At 59.6% G+C, this 15,720-nt stretch carries 16 protein-coding genes; all 16 read left to right on the top strand.

What is annotated here, in order from left to right; all coding sequences use genetic code 11:
• Positions 1-17 precede the first annotated feature (17 nt).
• The 16 genes from pseB (at position 18) to D8U71_RS27790 (ending at position 15,718) form a co-directional block, all read left to right on the top strand.
• Positions 18-1,019, top strand: a complete 1,002-nt coding sequence (gene pseB, locus D8U71_RS27865) for a UDP-N-acetylglucosamine 4,6-dehydratase (inverting) (protein ID WP_125925354.1) — start codon at positions 18-20, stop codon at positions 1,017-1,019.
• A complete protein-coding gene (pseC, locus tag D8U71_RS27860; RefSeq protein WP_125925355.1) occupies positions 1,016-2,176 on the top strand; it encodes a UDP-4-amino-4,6-dideoxy-N-acetyl-beta-L-altrosamine transaminase in 1,161 nt (386 codons plus the stop codon). Before pseB ends, pseC begins: the two co-directional genes overlap by 4 nt.
• Before the next feature lie 27 nt (positions 2,177-2,203).
• On the top strand, positions 2,204-2,824 hold the full coding sequence (locus D8U71_RS27855; protein WP_125917834.1) for a pseudaminic acid biosynthesis-associated methylase: 621 nt from the start codon (positions 2,204-2,206) through the stop codon (positions 2,822-2,824).
• Positions 2,821-3,516: a pseudaminic acid cytidylyltransferase gene (pseF, locus tag D8U71_RS27850; RefSeq protein WP_125925356.1), complete on the top strand. Its 696-nt coding sequence runs from the start codon at positions 2,821-2,823 to the stop codon at positions 3,514-3,516. Before D8U71_RS27855 ends, pseF begins: the two co-directional genes overlap by 4 nt.
• Positions 3,513-5,018 carry a UDP-2,4-diacetamido-2,4,6-trideoxy-beta-L-altropyranose hydrolase gene (pseG, locus tag D8U71_RS27845; RefSeq protein WP_125925357.1) on the top strand — a complete coding sequence of 502 codons (1,506 nt, stop codon included), beginning with the start codon at positions 3,513-3,515 and terminating at the stop codon, positions 5,016-5,018. The genes pseF and pseG overlap by 4 nt, the downstream gene beginning before the upstream one ends.
• Complete coding sequence (gene pseI / locus D8U71_RS27840; RefSeq protein WP_130889178.1) at positions 5,011-6,063, top strand: pseudaminic acid synthase; 1,053 nt, start codon at positions 5,011-5,013, stop codon at positions 6,061-6,063. The genes pseG and pseI overlap by 8 nt, the downstream gene beginning before the upstream one ends.
• A gap of 227 nt (positions 6,064-6,290) precedes the next feature.
• Entirely contained in the window at positions 6,291-7,217 is a 927-nt protein-coding gene (locus D8U71_RS27835) for a ketoacyl-ACP synthase III (protein WP_016771093.1), read from the top strand.
• A gap of 86 nt (positions 7,218-7,303) precedes the next feature.
• Positions 7,304-8,593: a 6-hydroxymethylpterin diphosphokinase MptE-like protein gene (locus D8U71_RS27830; RefSeq protein WP_125925358.1), complete on the top strand. Its 1,290-nt coding sequence runs from the start codon at positions 7,304-7,306 to the stop codon at positions 8,591-8,593.
• A complete protein-coding gene (locus D8U71_RS27825; RefSeq protein WP_122611582.1) occupies positions 8,590-8,856 on the top strand; it encodes a hypothetical protein in 267 nt (88 codons plus the stop codon). Before D8U71_RS27830 ends, D8U71_RS27825 begins: the two co-directional genes overlap by 4 nt.
• Before the next feature lie 242 nt (positions 8,857-9,098).
• Positions 9,099-9,950 carry a flagellin domain-containing protein gene (locus D8U71_RS27820; protein ID WP_073472782.1) on the top strand — a complete coding sequence of 284 codons (852 nt, stop codon included), beginning with the start codon at positions 9,099-9,101 and terminating at the stop codon, positions 9,948-9,950.
• Positions 9,951-10,023: 73 nt separating this feature from the next.
• Positions 10,024-10,380, top strand: a complete 357-nt coding sequence (locus tag D8U71_RS27815; protein ID WP_024012099.1) for a flagellar protein FlaG — start codon at positions 10,024-10,026, stop codon at positions 10,378-10,380.
• A gap of 82 nt (positions 10,381-10,462) precedes the next feature.
• Positions 10,463-11,911, top strand: a complete 1,449-nt coding sequence (gene fliD / locus D8U71_RS27810) for a flagellar filament capping protein FliD (RefSeq protein ID WP_130889177.1) — start codon at positions 10,463-10,465, stop codon at positions 11,909-11,911.
• A gap of 129 nt (positions 11,912-12,040) precedes the next feature.
• A complete protein-coding gene (gene fliS / locus D8U71_RS27805) occupies positions 12,041-12,439 on the top strand; it encodes a flagellar export chaperone FliS (protein WP_024012101.1) in 399 nt (132 codons plus the stop codon).
• Between the two features lie 11 nt (positions 12,440-12,450).
• Positions 12,451-12,747 carry a hypothetical protein gene (locus D8U71_RS27800; RefSeq protein ID WP_016771085.1) on the top strand — a complete coding sequence of 99 codons (297 nt, stop codon included), beginning with the start codon at positions 12,451-12,453 and terminating at the stop codon, positions 12,745-12,747.
• A 172-nt stretch (positions 12,748-12,919) separates the two neighbouring features.
• Complete coding sequence (locus tag D8U71_RS27795) at positions 12,920-14,395, top strand: sigma-54 dependent transcriptional regulator (RefSeq protein WP_016771084.1); 1,476 nt, start codon at positions 12,920-12,922, stop codon at positions 14,393-14,395.
• A 111-nt stretch (positions 14,396-14,506) separates the two neighbouring features.
• Complete coding sequence (locus D8U71_RS27790) at positions 14,507-15,718, top strand: ATP-binding protein (RefSeq protein WP_130889176.1); 1,212 nt, start codon at positions 14,507-14,509, stop codon at positions 15,716-15,718.
• The last annotated feature ends 2 nt before the right edge of the window (positions 15,719-15,720 follow it).

Here is a 15,720-nt window from a genome sequence, read left to right as displayed (position 1 = left end):
CCGACAGGAACTACAACATGTTCAACGGACAATCGATTTTCATCTCCGGCGGCACCGGCTCGTTCGGGCGCAACTTCATCCGTCGCTTGCTGGAGCAATACCAGCCCAAGCGCGTGGTGGTGTTCTCCCGCGACGAGCTCAAGCAATACGAAATGCAGCAGACGTTCAATGCACCGTGCATGCGTTATTTCATCGGCGACGTGCGTGACGCCGAGCGCTTGCGTCAGGCGATGCGCGGCATCGATTACGTAGTGCATGCCGCCGCGTTGAAGCAGGTGCCGGCGGCGGAGTACAACCCGACCGAATGCATTCGCACCAACGTCAACGGCGCGGAAAACATCATCGCGGCCGCCATCGATAACGGCGTAAAGAAAGTCGTCGCGCTGTCCACCGACAAGGCGGCCAGCCCGATCAATCTGTACGGCGCGACCAAGCTGCTTTCGGACAAATTGTTCGTCGCCGCCAACAACATTGCTGGCGAGCAGCAGACCCGTTTCGCCGTGGTGCGCTACGGCAACGTCGCCGGTTCGCGCGGCTCTGTAGTGCCGTTTTTCAGCAAGCTGATTGCTGAAGGCGCGCAAGAATTGCCGATCACCGACGAGCGCATGACGCGGTTCTGGATCACCCTCGACCACGGCGTGCAGTTCGTCCTCGACAGCTTCGCGCGCATGCACGGCGGCGAAGTGTTCGTACCGAAGATCCCGTCGATCCGCATCGTCGATCTGGCGCGCGGCATGGCTGAACATCTGCCGCACAAGAACGTCGGCATTCGTCCCGGTGAGAAGCTGCACGAACTGATGGTGCCGCTGGACGATGCGCGCATGACCCTTGAGTTTGACGACCATTACACGATTCAGCCGTCGATTCGTTTTACCAGCGTCGACGTCGATTTCGCCGTCGATAAACTCGGTGAGCGTGGCCGTGCCGTGGACGAGGATTTCGAGTATCGCTCGGACACCAACCCGCATTTCCTTTCAGTGGGGCAGATCGCCGATCTGCACGCGAAGCTGTCGGTATGATTCCTTACGGTCGGCAGAGCCTCGATCAGGCAGACATCGATGCGGTGGTCGAGGTGTTGCAATCGGACTGGCTGACCCAGGGGCCGACCATCGAACGCTTCGAACAGGCCATGGCCGCGCGTTGCCAGGCCGATTTTTCCGTGGCGGTGTGCAATGCCACGGCGGCGCTGCACATTGCTTGTCTGGCCGCTGACCTGGGGCCGGGCGATCGCTTGTGGACCTCGCCGAATACGTTTCTGGCTTCGGCCAACTGCGGGCGCTATTGCGGCGCAGAGGTTGATTTCGTCGACATCGATCCGCTGACCTGGAACCTCGACGCCTTTGCCCTTGAAGCGAAGCTGGAACAGGCCGAACGCGACGGCATGCTGCCGAAAGTCCTCGTCGCCGTCGCGTTCTCCGGGCAGAGCTGCGATATGCGCAAGATTGCCGATCTCGCCGTGCGCTACAACTTCACCGTGATCGAAGACGCCTCGCACGCGGTGGGCGCCAGTTACGCCGGGCGTCCAGTCGGTTGTGGCGACTTCGCGGCGATGACGGTGTTCAGTTTTCACCCGGTGAAAATCATCACCAGCGCCGAAGGCGGCATGGTCCTGACCAATCGCCCGGCGCTGGCCGAACGTCTGCGACGGCTGCGCAGCCACGGCATGACCCGCGATCCCGAGCACATGACCGAGCCGAGCCACGGACCGTGGTATTACCAGCAGATTGAGCTGGGTTTCAATTACCGGATCACCGATCTGCAAGCGGCGCTGGGACTGTCACAGCTGGGCAAACTGGATGAGTTTGTCGCCCGGCGCCGGGAACTGGCGGCGCGCTATGATCGCTTGCTGGCGTATTTGCCGGTGACGTTGCCGAGCCCGCAGGAAGAGGCGGAGTCTGCCTGGCACCTGTATGTGATTCGCTTGCAGACCGAGCGCTTCAGCCTCAGTCACCGCCAGGTTTTCGAAGGTTTGCGCGCGGCCGGTATTGGCGTGAATCTGCACTACATTCCCGTGCACTTGCAGCCTTACTATCAGGGTCTGGGGTTTGCCGAGGGCGATTTTCCCGAGGCTGAACGCTATTACGCTCAAGCCATCAGCTTGCCGCTGTACCCCTTGCTGAGCGATGAGCAGCAGGATCATGTAGTCGAGCAACTGCGGCGACTGACCGAACGATGACCGCTGCGGCGGTAGACGAGACTGTGTATGCGCGATCTGAGCGAGCAGGAAAGATTCTGGCAGGGTGAGTTCGGCAACCATTACGTTGAGCGCAATGTCGGCCAGGCGCTGGTGGCGGGCAATCTAGGGTTTTTCGCCAAAGCGCTGAGCCGCGCGGGTCGCGTCGACAGTCTGCTGGAGCTGGGTACCAACGCCGGCAACAATTTGCAGGCATTGCGTCAGTTATTGCCGCGTTGCGAACTGTTCGGTGTCGAGATCAACGAAAGCGCGTGCGTGCAGGCGCAGGCGCTGGACATCGCGCAAATCTGGCACGGCTCGTTGTTCGATTTTCCTGTCGAGCGCCGCTACGATCTGACACTGAGCAAAGGCGTGCTGATCCATCTGGCTCCCGAGCTGTTGCCGCGCGCCTATGCGCAGATGTACGAGCTGAGCCAGCGCTACATTCTGATCGCCGAGTACTACAATCCGGCACCGATGGAAATCGCTTACCGCGGTAACAGCGGCAAGCTGTTCAAGCGCGATTTTGCCGGGGAAATGCTTGATCGCTATGCCGATTTGCAACTGCTCGACTATGGCTTCGTCTATCACCGTGATCGGCAATTTCCGGCCGATGACATCACCTGGTTCCTGTTGGAAAAACGCCCTTGAGCAACGTCGCAATCATCCCTGCCCGTGGCGGCAGCAAGCGTATCCCGCGCAAGAATCTCTTGCCGTTCGTGGGCGTGCCGATGATTGTCCGCTCGATCCGCACAGCGCTGGAATCAGGTTTGTTCGAGCAGGTCGTGGTCAGCACCGACGATGCCGAAATTGCCGACATCGCGAGGGCGCACGGTGCGCAGGTACCGTTCATGCGCCCGGCGGAACTTGCCGATGATTTCACCGGCACTGCGGCGGTCATCGTGCACGCACTGCAGCAGTTGCCGTCCTTCGATTTCGCTTGCTGCATTTACGCCACTGCGCCGCTGTTGCAGGCACGTTATCTGCGTCAGGGTTTGGAGTTGCTGGAGCAGCATCCGCATCGATCATTTGCATTCTCGGTTTGCGATTTCGCGTTTCCGGTACAACGTGCACTGACAGTCGACGGGGACGGCGCCTTGACGGCGTTGTATCCCGAGTTTCGCAATACTCGTTCGCAGGACTTGCCCGAGGCGTTTCAGGATGCCGGGCAGTTTTACTGGGGCCGCAGCGCGGCATGGTTGCGCGATGATGTGCTGTATTCGCCAGCCAGCCTGCCGGTGATTCTGCCGCGATATCTGGTCCAGGATATCGACACCCCCGAAGACTGGCAGCGCGCCGAATACCTTTACGCGGCGCTCAAGGCCGGCGGAGAGCTGCGATGAGGGTGCTGATCCGCGCCGACGCCTCGCCAACCATTGGCAGCGGCCACATTGCCCGCTGCCTGACCTTGGCGCGGGTGCTGCGCGGGCAGGGCAGTCATGTCGCATTCGCCTGTCGGCGTTTGCCCGGGCATCGACTGGAAGCCTTGAATGCCGAAGGCTTCGAGACCTTCGCGCTGCCCGAGCGCTATCGTGATGAAGACCCGCTGCAGGCCATCGAATCGATGTTGCCGTGGCAGTTCGACATTGATGCACTAGGCCTGCTGCTGGACGGGCAGGCACCGTTCGACTGGATCATCGTTGACCATTACGGCCTCGATCATCACTGGCAAACCGCTGCCCGGCGCTGGGCGCATCGAATCGCCGCCGTGGATGATCTTGCCACGCGGCGCTACAGCGTCGATCTGCTGCTCAATCAGAACCTCTCTGGCTTGAGTGAAAACTACGCGCCGCTGCTGCCGCCAGGCTGTCGCACCTTGCTCGGCCCGCGCTACGCCATGTTGCGCGAAGAATTCGACTGCGAGGCCATCGAGATCAAACCGAAGGCCCGGCGCGTGCTGGTGAATTTCGGCGGTTTCGACGCGGCGAGGCAGACTCACCATGCGATGCTGGCGCTGGCTGATTTCACTGAGTTGCAGGTGGATTTCGTCGCTGGCGCCGACAACCCGGCGTGGACGCAGATGCAAGCGTTGGCCGAGACGCGACCGAACTGGCGCCTGCACAGTTTCGTCAGTGATTTCCATCAGCGCATGACTGAGGCCGACCTGTTTATCGGCGCTGGCGGTGGCACCAGTTGGGAGCGCGCGGCGCTGGGTTTGCCGACCATCTGCATCGCCGTGGCGAACAATCAGCAGGCCAACGGCGAAGTCATGGCCGCTGCCGGTGCGCATGTGTTCATGGGGGCTCGCGAGCAGGTCAGCGTCGAGCAGTTGCGTGATGCGGTCGGCTTCGTCGTGAACAATCATTTTCTACGCCGCAGCCTCGCCGAGCGCTCGCGGCAACTGGTCGACGGGCGCGGTGCCGCACGCGTCGCGGCGGCGCTGGCCGGCGTGGTGCTGAAACTGCGCCCGGCGACGCTGGACGATGCGCAGTTGCTGTTCGATGGGCGCAATGCTGAAGCGGTACGGCGCTGGTCGCTGGAAACCGGTGTGATCGATTGGACTCAGCATCTGAACTGGCTGACAGCGACCCTGCGCAATCCGCAACGGTTGCTGTTGATCGCCGAGGCGGACGACGGCCCGGTCGGGGTGCTGCGTTACGACTTGCGCGGGTTCGAAGCCGAAGTGTCGATCTATCTGCTGGAAGGGCGTTTCGGCCTCGGTTGGGGCAGGGCGGTGCTCAGCCGTGGCGAAGCGTTTGTCGCTGCGCACTGGCCACAATTGACACGCATCACTGCCCGGGTCATGCCGGCCAATCAGTCTTCATTGAAAGTCTTCCGCGACGCCGGGTTCACTCAAGAGACCTGCGCGTTCAGCCGTGTTTTGAAGGATCACCCGCATGTCTAGTTTCAAGATTGGCCAGCACACCATCGGTGCCGATGCGCCGCCGTTCATCATTGCTGAGATGAGCGGCAACCATAACCAGTCTCTCGACGTCGCTCTGCAAATCGTCGAGGCGGCGGCCAAGGCCGGGGCGCATGCCTTGAAGCTGCAAACCTACACCGCCGAAACCATGACCCTGGATTTGGCTGAAGGTGAATTCTTCATCAAGGATCCGGGCAGTCTGTGGGCCGGCACGTCGCTCTACGATCTCTACGAAAAAGCCCACACACCGTGGGAGTGGCACGCGCCGATTTTTGCTCGGGCCAAGGAGTTGGGGATGCTCGCGTTCTCGACACCGTTCGATGACAGCGCGGTGGATTTTCTCGAAGGCCTCGAGGTGCCGGCGTACAAGATCGCCAGTTTTGAAAACACCGATCTGCCGTTGATCCGTCGAGTGGCAGCGACCGGCAAACCACTGATCATCTCCACCGGCATGGCGAGTATTGCTGAGCTGGATGAAACCGTGCGTGCCGCACGCGAGGCCGGGTGCAAGAATCTGGTGTTGCTCAAGTGCACCAGCACCTATCCGGCCACGCCACTCAACAGCAATGTGCGCACGATCCCGCATCTGCGCGAGCTGTTTGGTTGCGAGGTGGGGCTGTCAGATCATTCGATGGGCGTTGGCGTGTCGGTGGCCGCAGTGGCGCTGGGAGCGACGGTGGTGGAGAAACACTTCACCCTTGATCGTTCGGCCGGTGGCGTGGACGCGAGTTTCTCCCTGGAGCCTGCGGAGCTGGCCAGTCTGGTCGTCGAAACCGAGCGTGCCTGGCAGGCGATGGGGCGTGTTCAGTACGGTCCGACCGAGGCCGAGTGCAAGTCGCTGGTCTATCGCCGCTCGCTGTATGTCACCGCTGACATGGCCGCCGGTGAAGCCTTTACTGGCGACAATCTGCGCGCCATTCGTCCCGGTCTCGGTCTGCCGCCCAAGCACACCGAAGCCGTCCTCGGACGCCGTGCGCGCACCGCGATCAAGCGCGGTACGCCGCTGGATTGGTCGCTGGTCGAATAGGCCAATCTGCCATCGATTCGGCAAAATAGCGTGACCTGCGAGTCATAACGCGCATCTTCACTGTATTGTATTGACCGGGGAGATGGCGCCTGGCCCGTTTTGCGGTTCCAGTGATAGCCCTTTGCGCTTCCCGTGGCTGCCCGTCGTGGCGGCCGTTTTCTGTTTGTCGGCGCCCCTCGAATCCTTGCGAGCGGTGGTTTTGGGCTGTTTTTTATTGGGAAGCCGTAATGATTGGCATAAAAAGCATTGCGAGCTACGTTCCTGTAGCCGGCGTGGACAATTACGCACAAGGTGCAAAATTCGAAAAGGATGAAGAGTTCATCCTTGGCAAGATCGGTTCGGCGTTCCTGCCGCGCAAAGACGCTGAGCAGGAAACTTCCGACCTGTGCGTGGAAGCGGCCAATGCGCTGTTCGCCAGCAATCCTGAACTGAAGCGTGAATCGATCGACGCGTTGATTGTCGTCACGCAAAACGGTGACGAAGAAGGCCTGCCGCACACAGCAGCAATCGTCCAGGACAAACTCGGCCTGCCGACCAATGTCGCAGCGTTCGATATCTCTTTGGGCTGCTCCGGTTACGTCTACGGCATCTACGCGATCAAGGGCTTCATGGAAGCCGCCGGCCTGAAGAACGGCCTGCTGATCACCGCTGACCCGTATTCGAAAATCGTTGACCCGGAAGACCGCAACACCACCATGCTGTTTGGCGATGCCGCCACCGCTACGTGGATGGGCGAAAACCCGACCTGGGCGCTGGGCAAGGCCAAGTTCGGCACCGACGGTTCCGGCGCACCGCACTTGAAAGTCAGCAACGGCGTGTTCTTCATGAACGGTCGTCAGGTCTTCAACTTCGCTCTGCTGAAAGTCCCGGCGCACCTGCACGAGTTGCTCGACGATTCCAATCTCAAGGCCGATGACATCGACGCATTCTGCATTCACCAGGGCAGCGCGGCGATTGTCGACGCCGTGGCGCGACGCTTTGAAGGCGAACCGGAGAAGTTCATCAAGGACATGGTCGAGACCGGCAACACCGTGTCGTCGAGCATTCCGCTGCTGCTGGAAAAACACGTGCTTGATTCCGACTGGCAGCGCGTTGCGCTGAGCGGTTTTGGTGTCGGTCTGTCGTGGGGCTCGGCGATCATCTATCGTCCGTAAACTGCAGAAAAACCACTGATACAAAAATAGCGTTCAAGGTTAACCTTGAACGCTATTTTTTTGCCCGAGAAGGAGCGCGAGGCGCCATGAGCGAGTTTTTCCAAGCCAATGCCGAGGTGTTGAAACGGCGCTGGCCGGCGCTGTTCGAGCGATTGATGGCTGAAGACAGCGCGTCCGTACAGGCCGAACTCGTGCAAGGGCTGGGCTCGACGCTGAGCGTTGACGGCATTCAGTTGACCAGTCGCCATGATCGTCTGCATGAGGCGCAGGTTCAGGCGGCAAGCCTGCCGGCAAAACCGCATCTGCATGTCTATGGCACCGGCCTGGGCGATTTGCCCGGCGTGCTGCTCGATCGCGCAGACCTGGCAAAACTGTACGTGCACATCCTCAACGGCGCGCTGTTCGCGCTGGTACTGCAACTGCTCGATCAGCGCCAGTGGCTGCAGGATCCTCGGGTCGAACTGTTTTACGCCGGTGATCATCCTGACTTCTTCACGCCATTCTTTGCCTTGCCGGCCGAGATGCTGCTGGCCGATGACTTCAACGCGAAGATCCGCGACCGGCTGACCAATGAAGTGCACCTGACATTCAACAATCGCGATTTCGATCCGCAGTCGCCAGAAATCCAGCAACGCTTGCAGGAATGTCTGCCGGTGCTGCTTGGCGATGACGATGTCGCGCAGCTGTTCGGCAGTTGCGCTGGACGTGAAATCTACGTGATCGCCACCGGCCCGACGCTGGAGCAGCATTTCGAGCGGCTGGCGGCGATTCGTCAGCGTGCCGAGCGGCCGTTGTTCATCTGTGTTGATACCGCTTATCGACCGTTGCGCGAACACGGCATCGTGCCTGATCTGGTGGTGAGCATCGATCAGCGCATCGGCTTTCGGCATCTGCCCTTCGATACGTCTGACGGCATTACGCTGGTGTACCTGCCGATGAGCGACCCGCAGGTATTGAAGGCATGGAAGGGCAAGCGCTATGGCGGCTATTCGGTCAGCCCGATCTATGCCGAGCTGAAAGAACAGTATCCACGCGGCGAGCTGCACGTCGGCGGCAGCGTGATTCATCCGGCGGTGGATCTTGCGGTGAAGATGGGCTCCGAGCGTATCACCCTGTTTGGCGCTGACTTCGCTTTCCCGATGAACAAGACTCACGCCGGTTGGAATGACGGCGATCTCGGACCACCGGTGAATCAGGCGCGGCACTGGGTGCGCGATGGCCACGGTCAGCGCGTCAGCACTCAGCTGAATTTTCGCGGCTATCTGTGTGTGCTCGAGCGTTATATCGCTGCGCATCCAAAGGTCGAATTTCTCAACAGCAGCCGCGCGGGCGCATTGATTGCCGGGACCGCTTTCAATCCGGAGTTCGTGCAATGAGTGCGCTGGGTCAGTGTCAGGATCAGTGTCGTCAGTGTGCGGCGTTGTTTCGCCTTGGGCGTGACGTTGAGGCGGCGCTGACGATGGTCGATGTATTCGAACAGGCTCAACTATGCCTGGCGTCTGCCGCGGTGGATGTTCAGCAGATGTGGGCACAGGTGCTGATGCAGATGCTCAACTGTCAGGAACGCCAGGATTGGTTGGGGCTGGCTGACTACATGGAATACGAGTTGGTTGAATTGCTGGAAAACGCCGGGCGCTGAGCCGCTGCGCAGCGCTGGCCCGCGGCTTTGCGTTACAGGCGGTTTTATGACGTCATTTTTTCGCGCTGGATGTGCTGCTAAGTCTTTGTTTTCTCGGGGGTGGCGTGGTGATGGCAAAATTTTTTCAAAAAGCCCTCAAGCAACCTGCAATCCCGACGATAACTATTACGAAGGTTCTCTAGGCCATACCCGGCGGTTGCCAGGGCCGGAAGCCGCAGTACCCAACCAACGAGGAATTCGTCATGGCTTTAACAGTAAACACCAACACCACATCGTTGAACGTTCAGAAAAACCTGAACCGCGCTTCCGACGCTCTGTCCACTTCGATGCAGCGCCTGTCTTCCGGCCTGAAAATCAACAGCGCCAAAGACGACGCCGCTGGCCTGCAGATCTCCAACCGTATGTCTTCGCAGATCCGCGGTAACACCCAGGCCATCCAGAACGCCAACGACGGTATCTCCGTTGCCCAGACCGCTGAAGGCGCTCTGCAAGCTACTACCGACATCCTGCAGCGTATGCGTGAACTGGCTGTTAAAGCCCGTAACGGTACCAACGGCACTGCTGACCAGACCGCTACCAACGCTGAATTCGCTCAGATGTCCGACGAGATCACCCGTATCTCGGCTTCGACCAACCTGAACGGCAAAAACCTGCTGGACGGTTCGGCTGGCACTGTGACCCTGCAAGTGGGCGCAAACACCGGTTCGGCTAACCACATCGACCTGGTACTGAGCTCCAAGTTCGACGCCGTCAGCCTGTCGGTTGGCAGCGGCACTGTTGTACTGACTGGCGCCAGCCCTTCTGACGCTGCCGTCGCCATCGACAGCGCGATCACTGCAATCGACGCAGCTATCGCTAACATCGGTGCAACCCGCGCCAGCCTGGGTGCTTCGCAAAACCGTTTGACCAGCACCATCCAGAACCTGCAGAACATCACTGAAAACACCACCGCTGCTCAGGGTCGTGTACAGGACACCGACTTCGCCGCTGAAACTGCTAACCTGACCAAGCAGCAGACTCTGCAGCAAGCTTCGACCTCCGTACTGGCTCAAGCCAACCAACTGCCTTCCGCTGTACTGAAGCTGCTTCAGTAATTTCGGAATGAGTTTAAGCGGGGGAGTGCGCTTGTCGTGCTCTCTCGCTTTTTTACGTTAAGAGGTGATGGGCATGGACATGAGCGTAAAGCTTAACGTGTCTTATCCGGCTCCCAAGCCAGTGCCACCGGTTGCTGACAAACCGTCAGAGCTGCCTAAAGTCCAAAAGACTGAAGCGCCGGTCGCTGCCAAGGATCAGGATGCGGACGGCGCCAAGTTGAAACTGGCGGTGCAAGAGATAGAAAAGTTCGTCCAGTCGATCAAGCGTAATCTGGAGTTCTCGATCGACGAGCATTCCGGCAAGGTCATCGTCAAGGTGATCGCGAGCGAGACGGGTGAAGTCGTTCGACAGATTCCTTCCGCCGAAGCCCTCAAACTGGCCGACAGCCTCGCCAATGCAAGTCATGTATTGTTCGACGCCAAAGTCTGATAAATGGCATGAATAGTGTTTGTTCGTTCTCAGGACGCGTGTAACGGTCAAAAGAATGGCAACAATCTGAAGGGAGATGCACATGGCAAGTCCAATTCTACCGGGTTCCGGACTGGGTTCCGGCCTGGACATCGGCGCGATCGTGACCGCGCTGGTCAACGCCGACAAGTCTGCCAAGCAGACGCAGATCGATACTGCGACCAAAACCAACAGCCTGAAGATTTCCGGTGTCGGTTCGCTGAAAAGTGCACTGGCTGCGTATCAGAAAGCCATGGGTGATCTGAACAAGGCAACGAGCCCGGCGTTTGCCGGTTTTACTGCGACTTCGGACACGCCGACTGTTGTCGGTGCCACATCGGATAAAACCGCCGTACCGGGTACGTATAGCGTCGTTGTGAAAAATCTGGCCACCGGCTCGAAAGTCGCCAGTGCCGCCTTCGCCGGCGGGGCCGCCAGTGCCATTCCGAGTGGTACTCTGAAAATCAGTCAGAATGGCATTGATTACAATGTCGCGATTCCGGCCAATGCCACCTTGCAGTCCACGCGCGATGCGATCAACACCGCACAGGCCAGCAACGGTATTTCGGCCAACATCGTGACCGACAGCACCGGTTCGTCGCGACTGGTGCTCAGCTCGAACAAGACGGGTGCCGGCATGGACCTGAAGGTCAGCGGGATCGCTGGTCTGGAGATCGATGGCACCCAGGAAATGGGCAGCAGCCCGGCGGCCGGTGCGTCCGGAGCCGTCGGTAAGCTGGCGATGGATGCCAGTCTGACCATCGACGGCCTGGCCGTTACCAGCAAGACCAATACCGTGACCGGTGCGATCAGCGGCATGACGCTTAACCTGACTGCCGCCAGTCCCTTGGTCAATGGCGTCGCAACGCCAGCGACCGTTTCGGTTGCGACCAATACCGCCGGCATCCAGACATCGTTGCAATCGTTCATCGATTCCTATAACACCCTGAAGAAAACCATCGACACCTTGTCCAAGGCAACGCCGGATGCCGACGGCAATCTGACCGTTTCCGCAGCCTTCACTGGTGACGCTCTGCCGCGTTCGTTGATGGCGGACGTGCGTGCTCAGTTGACAGATCCAGGGGCGGGCGGAGCAGGCCAGTTGTCCGTGCTCTCGCAGATGGGCGTATTGACCGATAGCAAAACCGGTTTGCTGACGCTCGATACTGCAGTGTTCAACAAGCGTATGGAAATCCCAGGCATGGCTGGCCAGGTTCAGCAGCTCTTCAGCGGCACCGATGCCAAGAATGGTCTGTTGGCGCGTATGACTGCGGCGGTTGATCCGTACGTCAAGACTGGGGGGCTGCTCGATCAGCGCAGTTCCAACCTGACTAATCTGACATCGAGCCTGCAAAAGCAGCAGGCGGCGCTGGATCTGCGCGTGGCCAACCTGACGACGACGTTGACCGCCAAGTACAACGCCATGGACTTGCTGGTCGGCCAGATGAAGGCAACGGCGAGCAACATCACGTCGTTCTTCAGCTCGCTGAATGCGCAGCAGTCGGCGAAGTAACAGTCAGTAACGACAAAAACCCGGCTACGCTTTATCGGCGTGCGCCGGGTTTTTGTCTTTTGATCTAAAGTTTTCGGGCCGGTTGGCGATACACTGGTTATACGAGTCAACGTGGCAATGAGGTAGAACATGAACCCGATGTTAGCCCTTCGGCAGTACCAGAAAGTCGGCGCCCATGCGCAGACGTCCGAAGCGAGCCCGCACCGCCTGGTGCAAATGTTGATGGAAGGTGGACTGGCCCGTATTGCTCAGGCCAAGGGCGCGATCGAGCGCAAGGACATCCCCGCCAAATGCACGGCGATCAGCAAGGCCATCGGCATTGTCAGTGGCCTGCGTGAAGGTCTCGACCTTGAGAACAACGCCGAGGCACTGGCCGATCTGGATGGCCTGTACATCTACATGATGAAGCGCCTCGCCGAGGCCAACATCAGCAGTGATCCGCGTGTCCTCGATGAAGTGGCCGGTCTGCTGACAACGGTAAAAGAAGGCTGGGACGCCATCGCGCCTGTGCCGGCTCCGCAGTTCTGAAGGAGAGCACCATGAGTCTTGTATTGCAGCGAATAGCCGATACCCGTGAAGCGTTGGTCGGAGCATTGGCCGAACGAAACTGGGAAGCCATTGGTGAGTTGGATCTGGCTTGCCGTTCCTGCATGGAAGACGTCATGGCGGAAGCTTCGCTGGACGAAGTAGCACTGCGCGACAACCTTGAGGAGCTGCTATTCGTCTACAAAGAGCTTCTCGAGGTAGCAATGGGCGAGCGGCAGGCGATAGCCAACGAGATGTCGCAGATCACCCAAGCGCAAAAGGCTGCAAAGGTTTACCATCTGTTTGGTTGATTAACCGTCAGTTGAAACAGAGATGTGCGCCATAAATTTGACTGTGCACGGTTTTTTGACTTAACTAGTGGCTATTATCAGGTTTAGGGCGTCTACAGGCACATGGTGTCCTGCAAGCGTCTCGCTTGCCTTATTTTTCGGGCATTGAGTTGACTAGGGAAGTTGCTATTGCATGTGGCGTGAAACCAAAATTCTGCTGATCGATGACGATAGCGTCCGCCGCCGCGACCTGGCGGTGATTCTGAATTTTCTTGGCGAAGAAAATTTACCCTGCGGCAGCCATGACTGGCAGCAGGCTGTCGGCTCTTTGTCGTCTAGTCGTGAAGTCATTTGCGTACTGATCGGGACCGTCAATGCTCCTGGCGCGCTTTTGGGCTTGCTAAAGACACTCGCAACCTGGGATGAGTTCCTTCCGGTTTTGTTAATGGGCGATAATTCTTCCGTTGACCTGCCTGAAGACCAGCGTCGCCGCGTGCTGTCGACCCTGGAAATGCCGCCCAGCTACAGCAAATTGCTCGATTCGCTGCACCGCGCCCAGGTCTATCGCGAAATGTACGACCAGGCCCGCGAACGCGGCCGTCATCGCGAACCCAATCTTTTCCGCAGTCTTGTCGGCACCAGCCGTGCGATTCAGCACGTGCGGCAGATGATGCAGCAAGTGGCCGATACCGACGCCAGCGTGCTGATCCTCGGCGAGTCCGGCACCGGCAAGGAAGTGGTCGCGCGCAACCTGCATTACCACTCCAAGCGCCGCGACGCGCCGTTCGTGCCGGTCAACTGCGGGGCGATCCCTGCAGAGCTGCTCGAAAGCGAACTGTTCGGCCACGAGAAGGGCGCTTTCACTGGCGCGATCACCAGCCGTGCCGGGCGCTTTGAGCTGGCCAACGGCGGTACGCTGTTCCTCGACGAAATCGGCGACATGCCGCTGCCGATGCAGGTCAAGCTGCTGCGCGTATTGCAAGAGCGCACCTTCGAACGCGTGGGCAGCAACAAGACCCAGAGCGTCGACGTGCGCATCATTGCCGCAACGCACAAGAATCTCGAAAGCATGATCGAGATCGGCTCGTTCCGCGAAGACCTCTACTATCGCCTGAACGTGTTCCCGATCGAGATGGCGCCACTGCGTGAGCGCGTCGAAGACATCCCGCTGCTGATGAACGAACTGATCTCGCGCATGGAGCACGAGAAGCGCGGTTCGATCCGTTTCAACTCGGCGGCGATCATGTCGCTGTGCCGTCACGGCTGGCCGGGCAACGTCCGCGAGCTGGCCAACCTGGTCGAGCGCATGGCGATCATGCACCCGTACGGGGTGATCGGCGTGGTCGAGTTGCCGAAGAAATTCCGCTACGTCGACGACGAAGACGAGCAGATGGTCGACAGCCTGCGCAGCGATCTGGAAGAGCGCGTGGCGATCAACGGCCATACGCCGGATTTCAGCGCCAGTGCACTGCTGCCGCCGGAAGGCCTCGATCTCAAGGACTACCTCGGTGGTCTGGAGCAAGGCCTGATTCAGCAAGCGCTGGACGATGCCAATGGCATCGTGGCACGGGCCGCTGAACGTCTGCGCATCCGTCGCACCACCCTGGTCGAGAAGATGCGCAAGTACGGCATGAGCCGGGCTGGAGGAGATGAACAGGCGGATGATTGACGCCTGTTTTTCAAGCGCTTCATTTTATAAGCGGTTTTTTTTAGGCACGGGTATTGCTATAGCCCTCGCAACGTTCCGTTTCACTGACGGTCAGCCAAGCGAGAGAGCCCAATGCCCCAAGCCGCCCAGATCTCTTCTGCCTCCAATATCGTGGGGCAACCCTCGTCCGTAGAGCAGGCAAGTCGTCAGGGGCTTGAGCAGGCCTTCCAGCTGTTCAGCCAGATGTCGAGCCAGCTGACCGACTCCTACAGCCTGCTCGAAGCGCGGGTCACCGAACTCAAGGGTGAGCTGGCCGTGGTCAGCGCCCAACGCATGCAGGAACTGGCGGAAAAAGAACGCCTGGCCAATCGCCTGCAAAACCTTCTCGACCTGCTGCCCGGCGGCGTCATCGTCATCGACGGCCACGGTCTGGTACGCGAAGCCAATCCGGCCGCCATCGATCTGCTCGGCTCGCCACTCGAAGGCGAACTCTGGCGCCATGTGATCGCACGCTGCTTCGCTCCCCGTGAAGACGACGGTCACGAAATCTCCTTGAAAAACGGTCGACGTCTGTCGATTTCCACCCGCTCGCTGGATGCCGAGCCGGGGCAGTTGGTGCTGCTCAACGACTTGACCGAAACCCGGCATCTTCAGGATCAACTGGCACGGCATGAGCGTTTGTCGTCGCTGGGGCGCATGGTTGCGTCTCTGGCCCACCAGATTCGCACGCCGCTGTCCGCCGCTTTGCTTTACGCCAGCCATTTGACCGAACAGCAATTGCCGGTGGAAACCCAGCAACGCTTTGCCGGGCGCCTGAAAGAGCGTCTGCACGAACTGGAACATCAAGTGCGCGACATGCTGGTGTTCGCTCGCGGTGAATTACCGCTGACCGACCGCATTTCGCCCAATGCCTTGATGCAATCGCTGCAGGCAGCGGCGCTGACCCATGTGCAGGATCTGCCGATCCGCTGGCAGTGCGACAGCCATGCCGGTGAGCTGCTGTGCAACCGCGACACACTGGTCGGCGCGCTGCTGAATCTGATTGAAAACGCCATTCAGGCCAGCGCCGGCGAAGCGCGGCTGAAAGTGCATTGCTACACCAGAGGCAACACCCTGCGCTTGTGTGTCAGTGACAGCGGCAGCGGCATTGAGCCGACAGTTTTGGCGCGCCTCGGCGAGCCTTTTTTTACTACCAAAGTCACCGGCACAGGCCTCGGCCTGACCGTGGTCAAAGCGGTGGCCCGTGCGCATCAGGGAGAATTGACCCTGCGCTCGCGAGTCGGGCGCGGCACCTGCGCGCAGGTCAGCCTGCCACTTTTTTCCGCTGCACAGGGAGTTGAATAAAC

This window comes from Pseudomonas sp. Sample_21 (assembly GCF_004307525.1).
Classification (GTDB): Bacteria; Pseudomonadota; Gammaproteobacteria; order Pseudomonadales; family Pseudomonadaceae; genus Aquipseudomonas; species Aquipseudomonas atacamensis.
The sequence above is the reverse complement of the archived record's forward strand: the minus strand, read 5'-3'. Positions and strand labels throughout refer to the sequence as shown.

What these genes read in the sequence shown, in the direction of transcription:
- fliS (WP_024012101.1), top strand. Translation starts at nt 12,041, where the DNA reads ATGAACCCGATGTTAGCCCTTCGGCAGTACCAGAAAGTCGGCGCCCAT.
- pseC (WP_125925355.1), top strand. Translation starts at nt 1,016, where the DNA reads ATGATTCCTTACGGTCGGCAGAGCCTCGATCAGGCAGACATCGATGCG.
- pseI (WP_130889178.1), top strand. Translation starts at nt 5,011, where the DNA reads ATGTCTAGTTTCAAGATTGGCCAGCACACCATCGGTGCCGATGCGCCG.
- pseB (WP_125925354.1), top strand. Translation starts at nt 18, where the DNA reads ATGTTCAACGGACAATCGATTTTCATCTCCGGCGGCACCGGCTCGTTC.
- D8U71_RS27835 (WP_016771093.1), top strand. Translation starts at nt 6,291, where the DNA reads ATGATTGGCATAAAAAGCATTGCGAGCTACGTTCCTGTAGCCGGCGTG.
- D8U71_RS27830 (WP_125925358.1), top strand. Translation starts at nt 7,304, where the DNA reads ATGAGCGAGTTTTTCCAAGCCAATGCCGAGGTGTTGAAACGGCGCTGG.
- D8U71_RS27825 (WP_122611582.1), top strand. Translation starts at nt 8,590, where the DNA reads ATGAGTGCGCTGGGTCAGTGTCAGGATCAGTGTCGTCAGTGTGCGGCG.
- pseG (WP_125925357.1), top strand. Translation starts at nt 3,513, where the DNA reads ATGAGGGTGCTGATCCGCGCCGACGCCTCGCCAACCATTGGCAGCGGC.
- D8U71_RS27815 (WP_024012099.1), top strand. Translation starts at nt 10,024, where the DNA reads ATGGACATGAGCGTAAAGCTTAACGTGTCTTATCCGGCTCCCAAGCCA.
- fliD (WP_130889177.1), top strand. Translation starts at nt 10,463, where the DNA reads ATGGCAAGTCCAATTCTACCGGGTTCCGGACTGGGTTCCGGCCTGGAC.
- D8U71_RS27800 (WP_016771085.1), top strand. Translation starts at nt 12,451, where the DNA reads ATGAGTCTTGTATTGCAGCGAATAGCCGATACCCGTGAAGCGTTGGTC.
- D8U71_RS27820 (WP_073472782.1), top strand. Translation starts at nt 9,099, where the DNA reads ATGGCTTTAACAGTAAACACCAACACCACATCGTTGAACGTTCAGAAA.
- D8U71_RS27855 (WP_125917834.1), top strand. Translation starts at nt 2,204, where the DNA reads ATGCGCGATCTGAGCGAGCAGGAAAGATTCTGGCAGGGTGAGTTCGGC.
- D8U71_RS27795 (WP_016771084.1), top strand. Translation starts at nt 12,920, where the DNA reads ATGTGGCGTGAAACCAAAATTCTGCTGATCGATGACGATAGCGTCCGC.
- D8U71_RS27790 (WP_130889176.1), top strand. Translation starts at nt 14,507, where the DNA reads ATGCCCCAAGCCGCCCAGATCTCTTCTGCCTCCAATATCGTGGGGCAA.